This is a genomic window from Colwellia sp. TT2012, from assembly GCF_001440345.1.
Classification (GTDB): domain Bacteria; phylum Pseudomonadota; class Gammaproteobacteria; order Enterobacterales; family Alteromonadaceae; genus Colwellia.
In genome coordinates, this window is record NZ_LJYX01000021.1 from 236,669 (window position 1) to 258,117 (window position 21,449).

General features: G+C 38.2%; 15 protein-coding genes. 3 read left to right on the forward strand and 12 right to left on the reverse strand.

Translation table 11 applies throughout. The annotated features are described in order from the left end of the window. Positions 1-109: 109 nt before the first annotated feature. From ASU03_RS15095 to ASU03_RS15120, 6 genes are all read right to left on the reverse strand, one after another. The gene (locus ASU03_RS15095; protein WP_057182435.1) at positions 110-586 is read right to left on the reverse strand and encodes a winged helix-turn-helix transcriptional regulator; all 477 of its coding nucleotides are present in this window, start codon (positions 584-586) and stop codon (positions 110-112) included. A 159-nt stretch (positions 587-745) separates the two neighbouring features. Then, positions 746-4,573 carry a bifunctional proline dehydrogenase/L-glutamate gamma-semialdehyde dehydrogenase PutA gene (gene putA / locus ASU03_RS15100; RefSeq protein ID WP_057832608.1) on the reverse strand — a complete coding sequence of 1,276 codons (3,828 nt, stop codon included), beginning with the start codon at positions 4,571-4,573 and terminating at the stop codon, positions 746-748. Between the two features lie 242 nt (positions 4,574-4,815). Then, the gene (locus ASU03_RS15105) at positions 4,816-7,422 is read right to left on the reverse strand and encodes a sensor domain-containing phosphodiesterase (protein WP_057832971.1); all 2,607 of its coding nucleotides are present in this window, start codon (positions 7,420-7,422) and stop codon (positions 4,816-4,818) included. A gap of 83 nt (positions 7,423-7,505) precedes the next feature. Next, the gene (locus ASU03_RS15110) at positions 7,506-7,808 is read right to left on the reverse strand and encodes a hypothetical protein (protein ID WP_057832609.1); all 303 of its coding nucleotides are present in this window, start codon (positions 7,806-7,808) and stop codon (positions 7,506-7,508) included. Positions 7,809-7,944: 136 nt separating this feature from the next. Then, a complete protein-coding gene (locus tag ASU03_RS15115; protein WP_057832610.1) occupies positions 7,945-8,667 on the reverse strand; it encodes a pseudouridine synthase in 723 nt (240 codons plus the stop codon). 22 nt (positions 8,668-8,689) lie between these two features. Beyond that, entirely contained in the window at positions 8,690-9,118 is a 429-nt protein-coding gene (locus ASU03_RS15120; RefSeq protein ID WP_057832611.1) for a hypothetical protein, read from the reverse strand. Between the two features lie 565 nt (positions 9,119-9,683). Between ASU03_RS15120 and ASU03_RS21140 the strand changes: the two genes are divergently transcribed. Beyond that, a complete protein-coding gene (locus ASU03_RS21140; protein ID WP_231731598.1) occupies positions 9,684-10,220 on the forward strand; it encodes an efflux RND transporter periplasmic adaptor subunit in 537 nt (178 codons plus the stop codon). On the opposite strand, the gene ASU03_RS21570 is transcribed toward ASU03_RS21140, so the two are convergent. Then, complete coding sequence (locus tag ASU03_RS21570; RefSeq protein WP_231731599.1) at positions 10,202-10,342, reverse strand: hypothetical protein; 141 nt, start codon at positions 10,340-10,342, stop codon at positions 10,202-10,204. The two genes, ASU03_RS21140 and ASU03_RS21570, sit on opposite strands and share 19 nt — an antisense overlap. On the opposite strand from ASU03_RS21570, the gene ASU03_RS21575 reads away from it, so the two are divergent. Beyond that, positions 10,316-10,588 carry an ATP-binding protein gene (locus ASU03_RS21575; RefSeq protein WP_231731622.1) on the forward strand — a complete coding sequence of 91 codons (273 nt, stop codon included), beginning with the start codon at positions 10,316-10,318 and terminating at the stop codon, positions 10,586-10,588. The genes ASU03_RS21570 and ASU03_RS21575 overlap by 27 nt on opposite strands. 149 nt (positions 10,589-10,737) lie before the next feature. Here the strand turns inward: ASU03_RS21575 and ASU03_RS15130 are convergent, their stop codons facing one another. From ASU03_RS15130 to ASU03_RS15145, 5 genes are all read right to left on the reverse strand, one after another. Beyond that, complete coding sequence (locus ASU03_RS15130) at positions 10,738-14,967, reverse strand: collagenase (protein WP_231731600.1); 4,230 nt, start codon at positions 14,965-14,967, stop codon at positions 10,738-10,740. 469 nt (positions 14,968-15,436) lie between these two features. Then, positions 15,437-15,892 carry a hypothetical protein gene (locus ASU03_RS15135; RefSeq protein ID WP_057832613.1) on the reverse strand — a complete coding sequence of 152 codons (456 nt, stop codon included), beginning with the start codon at positions 15,890-15,892 and terminating at the stop codon, positions 15,437-15,439. A gap of 717 nt (positions 15,893-16,609) precedes the next feature. After that, positions 16,610-16,753: a hypothetical protein gene (locus ASU03_RS20835; protein WP_157465928.1), complete on the reverse strand. Its 144-nt coding sequence runs from the start codon at positions 16,751-16,753 to the stop codon at positions 16,610-16,612. A 243-nt stretch (positions 16,754-16,996) separates the two neighbouring features. Beyond that, entirely contained in the window at positions 16,997-17,500 is a 504-nt protein-coding gene (locus tag ASU03_RS15140; protein WP_082627304.1) for a tetratricopeptide repeat protein, read from the reverse strand. Between the two features lie 292 nt (positions 17,501-17,792). Then, complete coding sequence (locus tag ASU03_RS15145; protein WP_057832615.1) at positions 17,793-18,692, reverse strand: nuclear transport factor 2 family protein; 900 nt, start codon at positions 18,690-18,692, stop codon at positions 17,793-17,795. A gap of 208 nt (positions 18,693-18,900) precedes the next feature. Between ASU03_RS15145 and ASU03_RS15150 the strand changes: the two genes are divergently transcribed. Further along, the gene (locus ASU03_RS15150) at positions 18,901-21,003 is read left to right on the forward strand and encodes a winged helix-turn-helix domain-containing protein (protein ID WP_057832616.1); all 2,103 of its coding nucleotides are present in this window, start codon (positions 18,901-18,903) and stop codon (positions 21,001-21,003) included. Positions 21,004-21,449 lie beyond the last annotated feature (446 nt).

Here is a 21,449-nt window from a genome sequence, read left to right on the forward strand (position 1 = left end):
TCCTTGAGATAAGTCATTTAAAAGTCTATACCTTAAATATATAGCAAAGCTACTTGCGCTTAACAATATTAATTTCATCTTGAAATCAGGTGATTACCCTAAATTCAAGCTAGTCTAACGGTACACCACTGTCATGCTTAATATGCTCTGTCACCATGTAAGTGCTCGTTTGCGCTATGGCTGGTAAGTCGGCGATTTTTTCTAATACCAGACGGTAACCTTCCATATCAGCAAAACGAATTTTCAACAGATAATCATAACCACCGGCAATCAAATGACATTCAACCACTTCTTTAATGGTTACCACGGCATTTTTAAATAGTTTGAAGGTATCTGAGGTGGTGCGGTTTAGGGTAACTTGCACAAAAGCTGTCATGCCATAATTGAGTTTACTCGCACATAACAAGGCGCCATAACGTTCAATATAACCTTCGTTTTCTAAGCGTCTGACACGATCTAGACAAGGACTGGCACTCAAGTTAACCTTTTTAGCTAACTCAACATTAGAAATTCTGCCGTCTGCTTGTAGCGTAGATAAAATGACCTTATCGATACGGTCTAGGGGCTTTATTTTGTTAATAGTCATATCAGCATGATTAAATAGGGGGTATTGTTAATATTGCCATATTAATATTAGTAAAAGAATAACCTCAGTAAAAAAAACACAAATAAAAACGCGAACTTTACTGGCCAGTAAAAGTTCGCGTTTTATGTTAATTAACGACTAAGTTGTTATGGCAACTAACTAGTCCTCCTCAACCAGAGTCATTAATGAAGTATTACCTCCAGAAGCTGTGGTATCTATGCTGATGGTTTTTTCCGTCAGTAAACGCTGAATTAAATTATCAAAATACTCAGAACTTATTACCGGTAAAATAGCGCCAACACGTTGTGCTAATTTTTCACTGACATAGTGTTTACTTTCACAATGACTATCAACGACCACACCCGATAAAGCTGGATGGCTAAGCAGTGTTTCTAAATGACATAATTTAGCTACTTGGAAAACATCTTTACCCGCGCCAGTAGTAATAAATTTTTCTCTAAAGGCCAACGCTTCTTGGTAGAACAAGTCAGAAACAACCGTAACTACCGTATTTCCCGTAGCAAGCGCTGTTACTATAGACAGCACCCAGAAGTGGAAACTAACCTTTTCATCGGCATAACAAATAATATTGCCGCGGTTTTCTAAGTAAAGGATATTTGATTCACCTGTAGGTCCAGGTAATTCTTGCGGATTTTTCAACCGTTTTTCAATACTAATTAGCTGTGAGCGTGCGGCTGCTAGGGTACGGTTTAAATCATCGGCTAAATCATCAACAATTTCAACGTGAGCAATTTTAGCAAGTAACTGACGTACACAAGAAATCCGGGTAATTAGCTCAGCTGAGCGCCACTCTTTCTCTGCCCAGTTAGCTTTGTCCATTATGCGTGTTGCTTCATGTTTATCAGCAGCACTGCCCGTTAAAGTAGCAATTTTCTCTGCCGGAAATTTAAAGGCGTGAGTATCTGGCGTGGCTTTTTCTTTGACTAAACGAGTTAGGTAGTTTGGACCACCTGCTTTAGGACCAGTGCCAGAAAGGCTACGACCACCAAAAGGTTGTACACCAACAATAGCGCCAATCATATTACGGTTAATATATATATTACCAGCACGCGATAATTTGGCTAACTCAATGGCTCTATTCTCTATACGTGTATGAATACCCATAGTGAGACCAAAACCAGTGCCATTAATTTTATCAACAACACTTTCAATTTCATTACCTTTAAAGCGAACAATATGCACACACGGACCAAAAACTTCTTGCTTTAATACACTAATATCATCAATTTCATATAAGCGTGGTGCAAAGAAGAAGTGACCATCTTCAGCCACTACTTCATCAGAAAACTCACATTGGTATAATAACTTACCGTGTGACTTCATATAATCGGCATGAGCATTTAGCGCATCAAGTGCTTTTTGATCGATCACTGGGCCAATATCCGTACTTAATTTCGCTGGGTTACCAACATGTAATTCCGCTAAGGCACCTTGTAACATGCTAATAACTTGCTCAGCAATATCTTCTTGTAAAAACAGTACCCGCAGCGCAGAACAACGTTGGCCAGCACTTTGGAAACCTGATGAGATCACATCGTCGACCACTTGCTCAGGTAACGCGGTGGAGTCCACTATCATACAGTTTTGGCCACCAGTCTCGGCAATTAATGGCACTTGCTCACCACCACGTTCAGCCAAGGTTTGCGAAATTAGTGTCCCTGTTTCGGTAGAGCCAGTAAACATAACCGCTTGGATACGGCTATCAGGAATAATGGTATTACCTACCGCACTACCGCGAGCAATTACCACTTGCACTACGTTTTCAGGTAAGCCTACCGACTTCATCAGTTCAATGGTGCGCAGTGCAATTAAACCGGTTTGTTCCGCAGGTTTTGCCAAAACAGTATTCCCCGTGGCAATAGCGGCGGCAACTTGCCCTAAGAAAATAGCCAGTGGGAAGTTCCATGGGCTAATACATAACACCACACCCCGTGGTGTTAGTCTTTCATCGTCATTTAATTCAATAGCGCGGGCGGCGTAGTAGCGACAAAAATCAACGGCTTCACGTACTTCATCAATACCATCTTGGGCGACTTTACCTGCTTCTTTGATACACAAAGCAATGAGCTCATCCATATGGCGTTCTATAATATCAGCAATCCGACCAAGTAACTCGGCACGTTCAGCTACTGGCGTTGTTGACCAAGTGTTAAAAGCCGTTTCAGCCTTATCAATCATCGCCAACATATCATCTTTGCTGGCATGTTGATGAAAACCTATAATTTCACTACGATTAGCTGGATTCCTTACCGCTTTAGCTCCTTCAGGTACCTCACTTTCAGTAAGTAAGTGCTCAACAAACCAAGTATCTAAGGCCGCTTTTAATGGCATTATTTCATTAATATCGGTTAAATCTAAACCTTTAGAATTATTACGGCCTTGCTCACCTTCACCTTGGTAAAGATCCATTGGCAGTGTTATTTGATTATTGTATTTAACTTTTAAGCGCAGGGTTTTCTCTACTGGATCTTCTAATAAGTTTTCAACCGGTTGCGAATTATCAACAATGGCATTAACAAATGACGAGTTAGCACCATTTTCCAATAAGCGGCGCACCAAATAGGCCAGTAAGTCTTCATGATGCCCTACTGGGGCATAAATTCGACATTGAATGCCTTCCTCTCTAACAATTTGATCATACAAAGAATCACCCATGCCATGTAGACATTGGAATTCAAAGCCCTCTTTATCATCACCTGCTAGCTCAACAATGGTTGCCGCAGTATAGGCATTATGCGTAGCAAATTGTGGATAGATAGTATCGCGGTATTCTAGTAATTTGTTGGCACAAGCATGATAAGAAACATCGGTCGAAGATTTACGAGTGAAAACAGGAAAATGACTTAAGCCATCTTTTTGGGCATTTTTAATCTCAGTATCCCAATAAGCCCCTTTAACTAAACGCACCATCATTTTTCGTTTAGTGCGCAAGGTTAATTCACGTAACCAATCTACCACAAAAATGGCCCGCTTTTGGTAAGCTTGTAGCGCTATACCAAAGCCTTGCCAATCACCTAAGTCACTATCACTAAACACAGCTTCAATAATATCTAAGGAGATTTCTAAACGCTCGGATTCTTCAGCGTCAACCGTTAAACCAATATTGTATTGCTTAGCTTGTAAACATAGCGCCTTTAACTTAGGAACTATTTCTGCCATTACCCGTGCTTTATGAGAAAACTCATAACGTGGGTGAATGGCAGATAATTTAATTGAAATACCTGGCACTTTACGTGGATCGTTCTTACCTGAAGCAAGAGCTACCTCACCAATAGCAGTGATGGCGTCTTGATAGGCTTTAAGGTACCTATCAGCATCGGCCATAGTACGCGCCCCCTCACCCAGCATATCGTATGAATAGACATAACCTTGCTGTTCTTTGATAGCTGCGCGTACAGTAGCGGCTTTAATGGTTTCACCCATGACAAACTGCTTACCCATAATTTTCATGGCATAGTTCATAGAGGTACGAATAACGGGCTCACCTAGACGACCAATGATCTTCTTCAATAAACCAAATTGGTCTTTTTTACGTTTATCAGCATAATCGACCATAGAGCCAGTAATTAATAAGCCCCATGATGATGCATTCACAAAAATAGAGTCACTGGCGCCTAAGTGTGAGCTCCATTGACCTTGAGAAATTTTATCGCGAATAAGTTCATCTTGAGTGTGTTTATCTGGTACACGTAATAACGCTTCCGCCAAACACATCAATACCACACCTTCTTCTGATGAAAGTGAATACTCATTAAGCAACGCATCAATGGCGCCATTACCTTCTTGGTCTTGACGAATTTGTAACACCATTTTACGGGCACGTTCCCAAGCACGACTACGTGCGCTAACATTGACTTCTGCAGCAGGGAGAATATGGTCAACGGCAACATTTTCATCTATACGATAAAATTCACGGATTTTTTGTCTAATTGGGCAATCGGTAATTAATGAACCAGTATAAAGCATGGCTATTTCCTCAAAGGCGAGCAGGTTAAATCCTGCTTTAGTTATAGTCGAATACCTATTAATAAAAATATTATTAGTAAATGACAATATTAAATTTATAAGTGCATTCTAGGAGAGCAGCCACAGAATGTGCTGGTTAATTTTGGGGGTTTCTGAATTTTTATAGGGAATAATATTAAGTTGACAGCAGAATATACTGAAAAACTCTAGTTAGCTGACTTGCAGCAGTAATGACTAGTCGGTTAGTTACTCATTTTCTTAATGATATAATCCGTGGCGTCGTCCGGTGACATAGGTTTAGCAAAATAATAGCCTTGTCCGTAGATGCAGCCCTTTTGTTGTAATAACTCAGCATCGGCTAAGTTTTCAATGCCTTCACCTATGGTTGCCATTTGTAAGTTGTTCGCTAAATCGACTATGGTGCGAATAATAGCACTATGGTTATCATGCTCATGGACATTACTAATAAAGGAGCGATCAATTTTCAGGACATCAATGGGGAAACGGTGTAAATAACCTAAACTTGAGTAGCCGGTACCAAAGTCGTCTAATAATATTTTAACCCCCATATCCTTTAGGGCTTGCATATTGGTCAGTACAATCTCAGCATTTTCCAACAAGGCGCGCTCGGTTAACTCAACCCGCAGGTTGTGGGGAGCTAATCCTGTTTCTTGTAATATCTTGGTAATATCTTGCGGCAAGCTAGTTCTAAAAAATTGTTTCGCAAACAAGTTACAGCTGACATAAAGATCATTACAGCCTAACTCCTCTTGCCAAAGCTTCAGCTGCTGGCAAGCTTTTTCAATAATTTGCAAATCAATTTCTTGGATTAAGTCCGTTTCCTCAGCCTGTGGGATAAAATCATTAGGATAAACAAAACCTCGTTTGGTACTTTTCCAGCGAGCTAACGCCTCAAAGCCTTTAAGCTCTCGGTTATCGAGTTGCAGTATTGGTTGAAAATAAGGAATAAACTCCTGCCAAGCAATCGCTTCGCGAATATCCGCCTCAAGGCTTAAGGCGTTTTGCACTTTTTGATGCATACTGTCATCAAAAACTTCATAACGCCCTCTGCCATTATCCTTGGCATGATACATAGCCGTATCAGCATCCCTTAGCATGGTATTAGCATCATCATAACGTTTATTGCTAAACGAAATACCAATACTGGTACCTGTGTAAACTAACTGATTATCGAGAGTAAAAGGCTGTTGAAGAAATGTGGTGATGCGTTGTGCGACATCAAAAGCTTCGTCATTGGAGGTCAAATCTTCAATTAAGATTACAAATTCATCACCCCCTATGCGAGCCACGGTATCTTTGTCACGGACAATAGCCAGTAACTCTCGGGCAATGATTTTTAATAACAGATCGCCAGCATGATGCCCTAAACTGTCATTAACCACTTTAAAGCGATCTAAGTCTAAAAATAACACAGCAAAAGAAAAACCGTCTTTGCGCTTCGCACAGGCAATAGCGTGGTTGAGTAAGTCAAGAAACACGGTTCTGTTAGGCAGGCCGGTTAAACTATCATGGGCAGCAGTATGCTGTAATAATTTCTCCGCCTGTTTACGCTGAGTGATCTCATCTTCGAGTGCCAATGTGCGTAATTTAACTTGCTGTTCAAGTAATTCATGGCTGCGCCGCTCAAAATCAGCTAATTCTCGGCGTTTAATTGCTACCGAGACATGGTTAGAAACGAAATTAAGTAACTCCGCATCTTGCTGATTGTATGTGGTTTTATAGTCATAGCTTTGTAACACCATAACACCGAGTAACTGGCCTGAATAAATTAATGGCACACCAAGCCAAGAGTGGATATCGTCTTGCGGTTTAGCCGTCTCACCGGCAAGGTGCAAACTCATCATTTCTGGATAGGTCAGTAACACGGTTTCTCTACGGCGCAAGACCAACTCAGAATAGCGGTTAGAAAGCTTTCTCGGTTTAAAATCTTTGATTAAATTACTGCTATGTTCATCTTGATAATAAGAAAAATGCAGCGTTTGGCTATCATGTTCGTATTTGGCAATAAAAAAATTCTTAGCATTAATCAACTGGCCAATAATATTGTGCACCTTACTATAAAAGGTACCTATATCGAGTTCGATATCCGTGGTTAACTCGGATATTCTATATAATGACTCTTGTAATAATTCTGACTTTTCTCGCTCACGAATTTGCGCCATTAATTCTTTAGTACGAGCATTAACGGCATTTTGTAAGCGTTGCTGATCTTGTAAACGCACCATAGCACCGACAACATGTTGGGCAGCAAAAGTAAGTAGATTTAAATCTGATTCGTTATAGCGATTTTTTTCATCATAACTTTGTATGGAGATAATGCCTATGACTAAGCCATTGTGCAGTAATGGTACTCCTAGCCAGTCAGTTCCTCGGGCGCCAAACTGTTTAATTTTATAGTTATCGAAGAGTTTTTGTTCTAACTCAGGCGTCAGCAGTAACGGTTGTTTTGACTCAATAACTAAATTAGTAAAGGAGCCCTCATAATCTTGATAATCGATAAGCCCTGAGGGCTTTTCATCTTTTTCATCGATAAAATATGCAAATTCTAAGGTATCAAACGTTTGATCGTATAAGACAATAAAAAAGTTTTTCGCGGTCATTAACGAGGCAATGGTGTTATGTACTTGTGGATAAAAGCTATCTAGATCAAGACACTCTTGCGATAAGTGATTAAGTTTAAATAATGCGGTATAACGCGCTTGTAAGTCAGCATTTTTTTTCTCTAAAAAATCAACTTCCTCAGTCAGTTTAGCAATACTAGCCTCTTTAGCACGTATTAACTGTTCTGCGGCTTTACTTGTCTTCGCCTGTTGATTTTCTGCTTTCAAAATTACCATACCGTTTTATTATTTCGCTCTCTGACTTCTTTAAGCATTTGATAAAGTTCAAATGCAATCATAGCGGAGCGTGCTTACTGCTGCGCTTCGATTTTAGCTGATTTATTAACTGCTTTTATCTTATGTTTGTTACCGCATATAGCTGCTTGTCGTTCATCACGATAATAACGAATTTCAATACAGTCTTGTTGATAGCGACGCTCTAACTCTGTGCGAATAAGGACATCACCTCTGGCGTTAACAATTTTCTTATGTAATGCCTGACACTGTTGAATTTGTTCAGATGCTAAGGTGACATCTTCACAAGCATTATCAACACTCGAACAACTTGCCAATAAGACAATAACCGGTACCGCCAATAACAATAATTTATTCATTTAACAATTCCATTCACTTTAAAACAATTTTTTACGTTATGACATTATACCCAAGCAAGACCAAAATGCGAGCACCTATAGCCGTTATAAATAATATCATAACCTTAGGTTAAAAAATCCTCTTTACGGTGGCTTTTTAACCAAAAATATTAACCACTTCCTCATTATTTAAAACTCTACTATCGCCAATATTGAGTGACTTGTCTAAACTTAATTGACCAATAGAGTGACGATGTAAGGCAACAACTTTATTTTGATAACGGCCAAACATGCGCTTAATTTGATGATAGCGGCCTTCCGTTAAGATCACTTCAGCTTCAAAGGGGGAAATAATGCGCAATGTTGCCGGTTGTGTGGTTATTTTTTCATATGAAAAATACATACCTTGAGCAAAAGCACTGATGTAGCCTGTTGTTAAAGGGTTCATAAGGCTAACTCGATAGCCTTTTGCCACCTTAAGTGCCGGTGAAGTTAATCGTTCAGACCAACGGCTATCATTGGTTAACAGTACTAATCCTGAGGTATTTAAATCGAGTCGCCCGACTATATGTAAACTATCCCTCGTTGCTTGCTCAAATTTTCCAACCAGTAAATCAATAACCGTTTTATGTTTTTCATCTTTGGTGGCACATACAACACCAACAGGTTTATTAAGCATAATATAATGCGCTTTATTGGCCTGCAGTATGTTGTCATCCAAAACTATAGTTGAAAACTGATCAACAATTTGCGCTATATCGGTAGCGACAACGCCATCAACATAAACTCGTTTTTGCGCCAAAATCAAGCGTACTGCTTTACGATTTACTTGGTAAGATTGACTAATAAAACGATCTAGGCGTGTGGTGCTAATAGCCATATTTTTTATTTATCTCCAAAACTTATATCTTACTCAAAGATTGCTGTACGGCGATTAAATTCAGTACTTTATGTATTTTCACCTGAATAAAGCCCATTAATAATTTTGGCTGCGTCGCCAACAAGTCAAGCTCTGAGTTAGTGATTGCGATATAGCAAAGCAATTGCTGCTCGCCTTCATTAAAGCAACTAAACACATCATCAGAAAAATGGCTAACACTCACCTCACTTGCCGATAACCTCTTTAGCCCATTTTGGCATTCTTTAAAGCTTACCGGTGTTTCTAGTAACAGTTGTATTGCTAACACCTGTCTTTCATCACCATACCAATTAGCCGTTAAGGTGTGAAAATTAAACTGCGCTTCAAGCTTATTACTAATTGATTTTAATTGAGTAAATTTGTCGAGTAAGTCGCTATTTACATTAATGGTCAGCGGTAGCGATTCCGTCATATTAATTCTCTTCCTCTTTTAAGCAAGTAAAATGGCTAGCATAAGTATAGCCAAGACAGCATTTCACTAGCGCTTTACTGTAGCCCATATCATAACCGCGTTACCGACAAATTTCAGCTTGTTCACTCAATATCATTACCGTGCCTGCCGACCATTATTAACAGGGAAATACTGGCGGTAAAACCTAGTTCCATCATGGAGGGTTCACCAGAAAAAATCTTAGAGCCGTACCTGCTAACAATTTAGATGACATCGGCTGTGCTATTGCATTTGTTATGGCACATGTAGCGATTTTAATAACACTGTATTAACTTACCTCATAGATGAAAAGGAGAACATTACACCGCATTACAACCCTAAACTTATATAGCGCTAAATTTATTACTGTTACGCCTATCAATAGAGCTAAGACTAAATTCACTTTCGAATACCCTGCCGTTAAAAGCGAACATACTGAGCACTAAAAAACAACATTAACACTAACACTATGATTTAATTATAATTTTAACTTTTCCATGGTTATTTTATTACTTCTTTCATCCGTTAAGAATAACAGTGGAACTTTATGAAAATTGCATTAACTAAAAAGAAACCTTGGAAGAAATGGAGCGCTATTGCCAGCTTTACCTTATTAATGGCATACGCTGGTTATAGCGTCAGTGGCAAAGCAACTAAGTCAGTGCCGTTAAGTCAGCTAAGCTTTCAAACGGTAGTTCAAGGCGATTTAGATATTTATGCTAGTGCCTATGGCGAACTCGCTTCCGCAAAAGAGCGTTTATTAACCGCGCCAGCATTAGGTAAGGTCGCTAAAATTTTAGTACGCCCTGGTACTAAGGTCAGTCCTAACACGGTTATTTTACAGTTATCCAACCCTAGATTGGTGCAAGAAGTTAATGCCGCTAAGGGGCAGCTTGCTCAGCAATTAGCGCAAAGAGAAGCTTTTAAATATGAACAACAAAGTGAACGCTTACTTAGTTTTATTGAGCAGTATAGTCAGCTACCCAGACCGAGATCGACTTGGTTTGATTTTAATGACTTACTTGATGAAGCCAAAGCCATGATCACTAAGCCTTACACTATACATTATACATTATCAAGGTAATAGCCAATGCTACGCTGACGAACAGCAAATGGCGCAAATATTGATAAAATATCTTCAAGAATGCCCAAGAAGCTTGTGATAAAGAGCACGGTGAAATCAGTGTCAGTCTTTACTACCGACAAGACAGCTTGCAAGGTAATCAACAAGGCAGGCAGATTATTGAAATTATCGATAATGGCCCAGGTTTTGCCAATTTAGATAATGCCTTAACACCGTTCTACACCACTAAAAGTCATGGCTCAGGTATAGGCTTGTCGCTTTGTGCAGAAATAACCCGAAATCATGGTGGTGAATTTACCTTAGAAAACACCGAGAATGGCGCAAAAATAATGATGTCATGGCCGGTCGGCAATACAATCAATCATTAACACACCATGTCGTTAATGATACTCCCGGTGATAGCTTCTTAAAAAACACCAATGCACAGCATAAAAAAAACGGGCCAAATGGCCCGTTTTGTCTTGAGTTAATAGCCTTTATGGATATTAACTTATTGTTACCTTACTATGCTAACAAGTTATTTCACCTCAACCTGTATTGCTACGTCACTACCTTTGCTATCAACGGCAATGTAAAACCAACCTGTTGGTGGGTTATTAACCGTAATGCTTTGTTCAGTAGTACCTGCAATAGTAGATTTGTGCGTGTGGCTAGCAGCGGTTGGCCAGCTGGTGCCGGTATAAAGCTCTACTGCACCATTACCATGGGCGGTATTCACTTTAATACTGGTAACGCTATCATCTAAATAGATGTAGTAATTATTGTGGCCATTACCTGTACAAACCGCGGTACCTGTTTCTAAAGCACCATAAGTAAATGGCGCTAATGTAGTACAAGCGTTAGTAATGGTACCCGTTACTGGCGGCTCTACTGGTGGAGTTACTTCGCCTGTTAAGCTTACTTTGAAAGTAACATCAGCATAGTTGCTAGTACTTGCTAAAGTAATGTAGCGCCAGCCTCGGTTTGCAGTAATTTGCAATGATTGCGTTGTGCCTACCGCTGCAGAAGACGCTTGCGCATTTGCTGTGGTCGCCCAATTATCGGCGTTAAAATAAATACCAACATCACCGTTACCACCCGCAGTGCTTAGGAATAACTGGGTATTATCCGCTTCAACCCATAGATAGAATGAACCACGACCGCCAGCAACACATTCGTTATTTTCCAGCGTTAACTTACCGCTAGTGATTGTTACTGCGCCACAATCAGGTACGGTAGCACCGCCGCCATTGCTCGCATCATTTGGATACGGGTCAGAGTTATCACCAATGCCATCGCCATCAGAGTCTAACCATTCAGTCGCATCGTTAGGGAAGACATCAGCATTGTCACCAACGCCATCGCCATCAGTATCTAACCATTCAGTTGCATCGTTAGGGAAGACATCAGCATTGTCACCAACGCCATCGCTATCAGTATCTAACCATTCAGTTGCATCGTTAGGGAAGACATCAGCATTGTCACCAACGCCATCGCCATCAGAGTCTAACCATTCAGTAGCATCATTAGGGAAAGCATCACTGTTGTTACCATGACCATCACCGTCAGTATCTAACCATTCAGTAGGATCAAAAGGGAAAACATCAGCGTTATCACCAACACCATCACCATCACTATCCTTCGTTTCCGTTGGGTCAAATGGGAAAGCATCTAAACTATCAATAACACCATCACCATCTGAATCGATAGGTTGAGGTAGAGTACCACCGCCGCCTAATTCATTGGTAATAACATAATCATTGCTGGTATTTTCCTCAGTCATAACGGCAACACCTAAACACTGATTATTTTCATCAGTAATGGCCGCACGACGGTTACCAAACCACTTCCATGAAGTCAGACTATTATAGCTTTCCCCTGTAGCTAGGGTAGTAAAGCCAAAGTCAACATTTAACGCACCGGTTTCATTATCAACACGGTGAATGCGCACTGGCTTGTCACTGTTATTGATAAAGGAGAAATCTGCTTCAAAAGGACCGGTTAAATGCTTCTGCATTAGCGCACAGCTGCCAATGGTATTTGCGGCAGGAATAACTTCTGCGGCAGCAGCATTAGCTACCATTGCTTGGTCTACGGTAAAGCTTGCAATGGGGTTATCTAATACACCAACACTTAAACAGTTTAAGCTATTGTCGGTAACCATTATACGACGGTCACCATACCAAACGGCATTGTTATAACTCGCACCTGGAGCTAAAACGCCATAGCCATGAATAAAGCCAGTACCACCACTGGTAGTGATAATAGAGCCTTTGGTATTGTCAATTCTAAATAAGCGTACTGGTGTGTCTGAAGTATTAGTGATAGTGAATTCGTGTGACTGGTTCATAATCAAATGCGGCTGCGCTAAAGCACAACTACCCATTTGATTTAAGGCTGGAATCACCTCAGCTACCACATTTTTAACTAACTCAGTTTTAATGGTGAAGGTGTTATCAACTTCAGCCATCACCGCCACACCTAAGCAATTCATATTGCTATCGCTTAACATCATGCGATCGCCAACTTTCCAAGAGCTTGAGTTATAACTATCACCTTGGTTAAGGGTTTTATAGTTCTTGGCAAAGTTAGCCGTACCCTTAGTGCTATCAATCCAAAATAACGACACTGGTGTATCCGTGGTATTGGTAAAGCTGAAATTAGTGGTGGCAGCATCAATATGGCGAGCGTATTGTTGTACCAAATCACAACTGCCAATAATATCTTGTGCAGGTAATTGCGCAGCAATTGGCGCAACAGTTGCTGAGTTGGCCAGCATATAAGCTTCAAAGCCGCCTTCAGTACGTTGAGCGACACCTTTAAGTGCTGCAATATAGGCAGTATTATCACCCGCTTGTAGCGCAGCCGTAAGGGTTTCTATTTCACCTTTATGCTGTTCAGACAAATAACGCATGGCGAAATAACCCCATGGATATAAGTTGTCATACTCATAACTCATAAATAATAAGTTATAAAGCGGTGGAATAGTCTCATCGGTTAAAGTCTTTAACGTTCGAGCGTGATCTTTACCCATAGCCATGTATTCAGCCATGCCTTCCGACCATGAAACGTTATAGTCAAAAGAACCATAAGTACCCGCTTTTATGTATCGGCCATCTAGGTAATGAGTAAACTCATGTCTTAAATTATAGATTTGGTCGATATACTGACAAGAGCCGCCAACCCAATCATCAGGACATTGCATGGCAATAAAGCGTGCTTGGTTACCTTGGGCACTTGGTGTGCCCTCTAAATACATACCGCCATTATCGGTAGCAATACCAAAAAATTCTGGTGCATATTTTTCATAATCTGCCGGACTAGCAAAGGCAACAACTTCAATATGTTTATTTAAATCGCCGGTAACTGGTATGCCGGCGGTATTGAAAAAAGCATGAAATTCTGTTTCTTGTAAGGCCATATCAGCACACGATTGCGCCAATGTTGCTTGGCTAATAGAAGCTTGTGCGCGAATAGTGATGTTAGCAGTACAGTCATAACTAACCGTTAAAATATCAGACTCTTTTGGTGGTATAACACAGCTACCAAATAACGGGTCACCTGCTGAACAAGTACGGCCAGCATTTTCTAAATATTTTTTAGTAATAATGGTTTCAGTGGTTTCTACCGAGATGGTTTGAATCACTTTGGCTCGCGCTTCTAAAATAGTGCTATCAAAACGAGCTTTGGCTTCATCATTCGCAATTAATGATAATTTACCCATGGTGATAAATGAGTGCGGCATGATCCACTTTCTATCGGCTTCAGTTGCCCAGCGCATATCAAGCGAGCTTTCACCTAAAAAGATAAATGACCGCATTACCGATAACACATCAAGCATCTTGCTATTAATAGCAGCTCTTATTGAGGCATCACCATAATAAGCAGCATCACCTAGCGCGCCCATTAAGGCCATAGTAGTATCGCCACCATTACTGATGCCAAATGGATTACTTTGCTCAGAATAAAATTGAATAATAGCTAATAAATGCGGTAGCTGATCTTTAAAATAAGCTGAACTAGCATCATGTCTAAAATTGGATAAAGCTGCAGCATAACCTTCTTGGATGACGCTGCCTGCAGGAGCAATGAAATTGCTCATTTGACTAACTGCTAAAAGTGCTGTGCTTAGTACTGAGGCTTCGGCATCGGTCAATGCCGCGGCATTATATTTATAAGAGGCTAAGAAATATAATAATTGGTTTAGATCTGGATCAGTTAAATCATCAGCTTTGGCCAAGTAATGTATAGCGTGAGATACATCATCAATAGGGTCATTAGCCGCACCAGCAATGCCAGCAAAGTCACTATAACTTGCCACTAAAATTGCCGCTACAGCTGGACCGTATTGTGCTTTAGAGGAAATTGAGGCTGGCGGTACATCGACAAAGACATTGGTATTGTAAATGATATAGTCAGCCAGAGGTGGTGGAATATCACCGCCCGTGATAGTAACGGTTAAGCTGGTTTGCTCAATATTACCGTCAATCTTAAAATAACGTTCGCCGGCACGGGAAATAAATGACAGGCTTTCTTCATTAGTACCCGCGGTAACACTACTCGCTTCGACATTGCCACTCCAGTCATTGCCATCATAAAGTTTAATATCGGCATCATTGCCGATAAACGTGCCGCCTGAAGTAGTAATAGTTACGTTACTGTTTTCATAAGGCACTGTCACATATAAATAATGACCATAATCGGTAATACAGTGAGTTTGGTTAGCAGGAACTTCGCCTTGACGGTCTAAAGTTTTAGCGCCGCACATTGTTGCTGCTTGAACGCTTGTCATGTTTAACGATAAAAATATCGCGCTAGCTAGTAATGTTTTCTTAGCAGTTAGTTTCATATTTCTTAAGCCTATTCTTAATATAGCGATAGGTATTTCTTCCGTGTTGCAAAGTAAGCATGTTATCTTTTTTATGGCTCTCATTGCATCTAACGCGCACATCCCTCTCTTATTGAAATGTATTTAAAAATACATCTCGAAATACTTTATACGATATTTTGTATACAGTATTCAAGTATAATATGAATAAGAATTTCTTCGTACTTGATGAATGATACTTTTATCGTTTGTTATTAATATGTTAAGAAATGTAAATAAATTCACAAAAATTGCAGATAAGTTGCTAACATTTGCTATTAAATAGAAATAAGTGACTTGGTCTTATGGGAAGTGATTAAAATATTATCAACAACAATAACCGATATCCCTATCGGGTTATTGAGCTCAATTAGCCTTTATTTTCTTGAGCTGGCAGTGGTTTTGTCGGCTCTCCCGGCGGTATTAATGAATTATTTTCTGGATGTCGGCGCTGGTTTTCATGTCCATGTGGTTTTGGTTGCTGAGCACTACGGTGATCTGCGGGCTGTTGATGTTTATTTGCCAAAACTCTGGCACTAATTTCGCTGCTAGCTGAAGAGTCAACCGAATGAATAGCGTCACTATTTCCCTTGGTATTTTGCCCACTTTTATTCACAATATTCGATGGAGTAGCGGTTAACAAAGCGCTATCGACCAGCTCTTCATTTTTACTGCCACCGGAAAATGTACTGGTTACAGCGCTTTGGTCCTCTTTACCTTGTTGAGCTTGGTTAGCTGGTTGTATTTGGTTATAAATAAGTCCCGCAGTTATCCCAACAAAAAGTATGGCCAACGCCACCTTAGTTTTATTCATACTTATATTCATCTTGACTCTCCAATTAAAGCAAACAACTGTATATTGAATACAATAAACTATCATGGAATTTGATTTTTCTTCAAGGAGATTAAGTTAATCCATCTTCACCTTTGAGTTGATATGACGGTGATTGCAGGTAAAGAATATATACCAAGGTCATTAATAAATATTGATGACCGCTAAAGATGAAAAGATAAGTATACTAGTACTTTAAAGGATATTTCATAATAAAAACCGCACATTTATTAAACGTAATTTAAACCATGCTTAACTCAGTATTTAAGGAGCTAATTTAGCAAAAAAATAATTGAAGATATTTTTATTGACAAATAAAAATATCTGGGTCTTCACAAATGATGAGAAAATTTAACAATTAAATTACAATAATTTGTGACTAGGCTCCTAATGTTTGAGAGTGTCAGTCAGTAAATGAGATTGCATTCTAATAGTCACTTTTACCACAAAACTGGTGTTTTTCAAGACAGTTGTCGCCTAAATTGTTAAGCAGCTTCTTTATGTTGCTCTAGATTTAACTCCACAACACCTATTGGCTGCCAGTTTATTTCTTCTTTTGACCATCGATCTGGATGCTCGTTTCTTTAAGTGCTGATGTTCACAAAAATCCATGAGTGCTAGCGCTCTACCGACTGCGCCATGGAAACATTGTCTAAATTGTGTGGTTAATACTAACCAGTTTTGGGCACTAATGCCTAAACGGGTTAATATTTAAGGTTGGGCTTTGTCAATATAACCGCATGTATCGGCTCGAATACAGCGGCCGGTTAAATCAAGCAATTGGATATAATCACTTAATTCAAACGGTAAACCTGTAGATATGTTCTTTCTTGGGTTACCGATAAAATCAAGCATTTTCAATGATCATTGGCTTATCTGTTAATAAATTAAAGTAGCTTAAGCCATTTTCAATCAGTAATTGATATTCGGAAATGGATAACCCCACACCAAGGCTTTTCGCTTTGGCGCAAATTCGTTTCACGAACAGGGAGGTTATCTTGTAGCGTTAAGTTCAAAAGACTTACGTCGCAAAAGGCGGGGGAATTAAACTTGCTAACATTCAAGTATAAAAACCAATAACTCTGGCCCTTTTGATTATTACCCGCATTTCCTAGAACTAAATCTATTTGCCACTTTGTTTTTACGTTTATAGCTATATTTAATAAAGGAGTCTAGCTCTGCCACGTCGATTATATCAGCAGTAAGGCTTAGGTAGACAACATCTTGTTCTTGTATTAGCAGATCAAATGCTTTTATATCAGCAGCGCTGGTTTTAGCACTAATCGCTTTGATAGCAGGCTTATATCCTAATTTAGCGGCTTCATTTAACCATTTATCACTTTCTTGCTTATCCATTTTTACATGGTGGCCAGCTTTATATAACATGCCTAAATAGTATTGAGCATAAAGTAATTTTTGCTTAGCCGCCTTTTTCATGTAGCGAATTCCTCTCTCTTCATTCTTTTCGGTACCGTAGCCATCTAAATAGAATAAAGCTAAAATCATTTGTGCATGAGGGCTTTTTTGTTTAGCGCTTTTTTTCATTTTTCGAAAAACAGATTTACAGGATTTTTCTTCCCCGCATATTTTTAATGTATACATCTGCAACACATTTACACTATTTTACGGTAAAGCGTTTGCTGAGACTACACCTGCAATTAAAGTAAATAGGAGACTAAAGCTAATTTTTTGCACTGAATTCATAACTATCTTATCCTAATAATTCTTATTAATAGGCTATCTACTATTTATATTAGTGGATAGCCAGTGTAAATATCGTTTGTTGGTATTAATATATTTTGTACATTTATGCACTCGTTATTAATTTTTATCACTTACTATCAATAATCATTCATGTCTATTGAATGGTACGGGTATAAGTGAAATTTATGTTTTAAAAAACATCCCAATGTTCAACAATTTTATTGGTATTGTTATCTACTCGCCATAAGTCAATTCCGCCTAGATTGCCAGTACCAGATCCTGAAAACGTCCAAACTAAATCATCTTCAGCTAGCGTTAAAAAAATAGTTAAGTTTCCTGAAGTACCGCCACTAACAAAATTTCGTAACGCCGCACTACCATTAGGTACCCAAAAATTATGTTGCAGGTAATTGGGATCAAGTAAGGTATCAATTAAACTTAGATTTTGATTATTAAATAAATCTAAATAAAAATTTTTCACCATGCTTCTATTGTCTTCTTCAATGGCAATATCATTATTAGGCTGTGAATTACCATAATCATATAAATCACTAAAAACAGAATTACCACTGGCAGTACTTTCATTAGGCGACATAGATTTATTCCACTGTTCAACAATGAGCTCATCCTTTAATTTATATAAATCAATGTTAGCTTGACCTATAAATTCATTTTCAGGGTTATCTGAATAATGCCAATGTACCGCTACATAATCACCATCAGCAACAATATGTTTAATAGTGGCAACACTATCAGGCTTATCGGTAAACATAGTGTTAAAATAGTCCGTTTGACCTTCAATACCTGCAGTGATAGTGGAGTTATGATGAGTAAAGTTTTCATTATAAATTGAAGTAACTAAACCGCTATTTCCGCCATTAATGATGTCATTATATATTTGTTCAATAACTATTTTATTACTGTCTTCACAGGCAACACTAGTGCAAAATTCGCCGTTTACACTTACCGCTATGACGTCTGCTGGTATTGCTACCTTCGCTGTCGGTGGTGTCGTTGGTGAATCACTTCCTCCACATGCGGATAAAGTTGTTATCACTAACGCAATACTACCTAGTTTAAAAATATTCATTTATTACCCTTAAAATTATTTTTTATTTTAGTCAACTAATAACAGTTTCAATTGCTATTTATTCAAATTGAAATTTTCATTCAATCTTTTTTTACCCATTACTAAGTGTTCAAATAAATAATGTGTTACATTGCTCGCTTAATACATATAGAAATAATAATAAAACCCTCATTTTTTTATTGTTTTAAAAATCAAAAGGATAAGTTGATTGTCAGATATTTTTTCTAAAAATAAATTCACTTTTATGGACTTTACTGTTGATCCTAATGCTAATTTATTAATAAAAAAACAAACTGAGAAACGCCTTGAGACTAAAGTCATCTCTTTATTAATTCTTTTAGCAAAAAATAGTGGCGAAGTTATTAGCCGACCACAAATAATGAAAGAAATTTGGCCCGATGTTATTGTTGGCAATGAAGTTATTGCACAGCTAATTTATTCGTTACGAAATGCGCTTGGCGATGATGCAAAATTCCCTAAATATATAGAAACCATTCCCAAGAAAGGTTATCGTTTTATGGTTAAGGCAACTTTAGTTAACCTTAAGACAACAAAGCAGCTAACACAAAAAACACAAAAAACACAAAAAACACAAAACGTTATAATGATTAAGGGATTATTGATTACCCTTGTTTTAACACTATTATTTATATTGGTTAATCAGTTTTTATCCGGAAAAAAATCTCCCTTTGAAATAAAGAGCATCTTACCACTAACCCAAAAAATGGGCATTGAGACAGACTTCTCTTTTAATGCTGCTCATAACAAAATGGTTTATAAACATTACGATGAAAAGAATACCGATCTATATTTACGTACTTTAGGTGAAAGCCAATCAATACAATTAACTAACGATAGCTGGATTGAATCTTCACCTTTATGGTTAGATGAAGACACCTTAATTTATATACGTCATAAAGCTAACGTATATCAAATAATGCGCAAACACCGCCAACAAAATAGTGAAGTACTCTATCAATCATCCTCTGCTATTATCGATTTAGCCCTCAAAAAAAATGACACGACAACAATCACCTTTATCGAATATGACTATTATAAAAATGACCGATTAAATGAACTTAAACATTTAAATTTACTTAATGGCAATATTGAATATTTACATGAGCAATTTCCAAACTTACCAAGTGCAATATACAATCCTCTTTATTCTGCTGACGGTGAAACACTTTTCTTTATTGACAATAATGAAGGCAACAAACGCATTGTTGCTTTAAACTTAAGCAGCAAGTCATATAATATAATTACTGAAGCTTTTACTTCAATTGAACACATATCGTTAGTTGATGACGAACACTTACTGATATCTGGCGCTTTATCTGCTACTAAAGGGGTATGGAAAATAAATATTGCTCAGCACACAATAAAATTATTATTACCCAGTGCAAATGGTCAAAGAATAATACATGCAAAATTAAATTCAGCCGAAAAGTTACTTTATTACGCCACATATAAAATACAAACAGATCAAGTAATTGCCAATATTGAGCATCAAACCTTAGAGCCATTGCCTAAGTTAAACTCTGATGCTGAAGAGCTTTCAGGAATTTATAGTGCTAATGGTAAAAATATTTATTTTGTTTCAAACCGCACCGGTTTTTTTGAATTGTGGATATATAATGTTAACAGTAAAGCCTTAAGACAAATCACCAAGTTAAAAGCGAGTAAAATAAATAGACCCATCATATCTCCGTCAGGTCAATACTTAGCGGTCGTATATCAAACCGACGTCTTAACATTAGCGATTATTGCAGTGCAAACAGGTCAAATAATTACAAAAACAAAGATCCCTTATCTTAAATTTCCCTTATCATGGAGTCACGATGAACAAAGTTTATATGTAAGTGAGCATCGTGGGCAGGTTAATATTTATCAATATGATAGCCAAACGTTAACAGCAACTTTAATACAAAATCACGCCGGACTTTTTGCCAAAGAAAGTAGTGATGCACAAAATCTTATGTTGGTTGATTATCAATATAATGGCATCATTAACAAAAGTCTTACTAGCGGTGAAGTTACACCCATTAATAATACAATAGATAGATTAACCTCTTTAATGCCGGGAGAGCTCAAAGTGATTGGACAGTCTATTTTTACGGTAAAAAAAGGCGATGAAAAATCACAGTTATATCGATATCCTTTAACCAAAAATAACTTAAAACCTCATAGCACTTGGTTAATGGATTTACCTCACAATTCATCGGTGAGTGATTTTAATATTAATGGTAACGAGGTTATTCTTTCGCTAAGCTCAGCCCCTCAGGGCGGTATTATGCAAGTCAAATTTTAAAAGTAACTATTGAGTAACTTAGGTAATAAAACTAGACTATGTTGTATTTTGCTGAACTAGACTTAATGTACTGACACTCAGCAACGGTAGGTGCAAAATGGCATCTAAACAGTGCCAGAATATACTAGATCACGTATCAATTTAAACTACTCCCAATAAAAAAAGCTTCGCCATTAAGTAAACTGTTGGGGGGTATAAGCAGAATAAATGTCCTTTTTCGTAAGTCCTAAAATATACTGTACTTCCTAAAAAGTAGAAGACACCCCTCTCAACATAACAATCATAGGTTATCACAAGCCCTTTAATTTTTATCAGTAAAACCACCTGACATTTAGCTTTTTCATGTGAATTAAAATAAATAACTGGGCAGTTATAAAAAATATGAACGTTGATAAAATTCAGGCATGCAGAAGCTTTAATACTCAATAAATCAGCTTAATTGATTA

Bases quoted from the DNA above. Each gene is read 5' to 3' on its own strand.
- ASU03_RS15095 (WP_057182435.1), bottom strand. From the start codon at position 586: ATGACTATTAACAAAATAAAGCCCCTAGACCGTATCGATAAGGTCATT.
- putA (WP_057832608.1), bottom strand. From the start codon at position 4,573: ATGCTTTATACTGGTTCATTAATTACCGATTGCCCAATTAGACAAAAA.
- ASU03_RS15110 (WP_057832609.1), bottom strand. From the start codon at position 7,808: ATGAATAAATTATTGTTATTGGCGGTACCGGTTATTGTCTTATTGGCA.
- ASU03_RS15115 (WP_057832610.1), bottom strand. From the start codon at position 8,667: ATGGCTATTAGCACCACACGCCTAGATCGTTTTATTAGTCAATCTTAC.
- ASU03_RS15120 (WP_057832611.1), bottom strand. From the start codon at position 9,118: ATGACGGAATCGCTACCGCTGACCATTAATGTAAATAGCGACTTACTC.
- ASU03_RS21140 (WP_231731598.1), top strand. From the start codon at position 9,684: ATGAAAATTGCATTAACTAAAAAGAAACCTTGGAAGAAATGGAGCGCT.
- ASU03_RS15130 (WP_231731600.1), bottom strand. From the start codon at position 14,967: ATGTGCGGCGCTAAAACTTTAGACCGTCAAGGCGAAGTTCCTGCTAAC.
- ASU03_RS15135 (WP_057832613.1), bottom strand. From the start codon at position 15,892: ATGAATATAAGTATGAATAAAACTAAGGTGGCGTTGGCCATACTTTTT.
- ASU03_RS20835 (WP_157465928.1), bottom strand. From the start codon at position 16,753: ATGCTTGATTTTATCGGTAACCCAAGAAAGAACATATCTACAGGTTTA.
- ASU03_RS15140 (WP_082627304.1), bottom strand. From the start codon at position 17,500: ATGTATACATTAAAAATATGCGGGGAAGAAAAATCCTGTAAATCTGTT.
- ASU03_RS15145 (WP_057832615.1), bottom strand. From the start codon at position 18,692: ATGAATATTTTTAAACTAGGTAGTATTGCGTTAGTGATAACAACTTTA.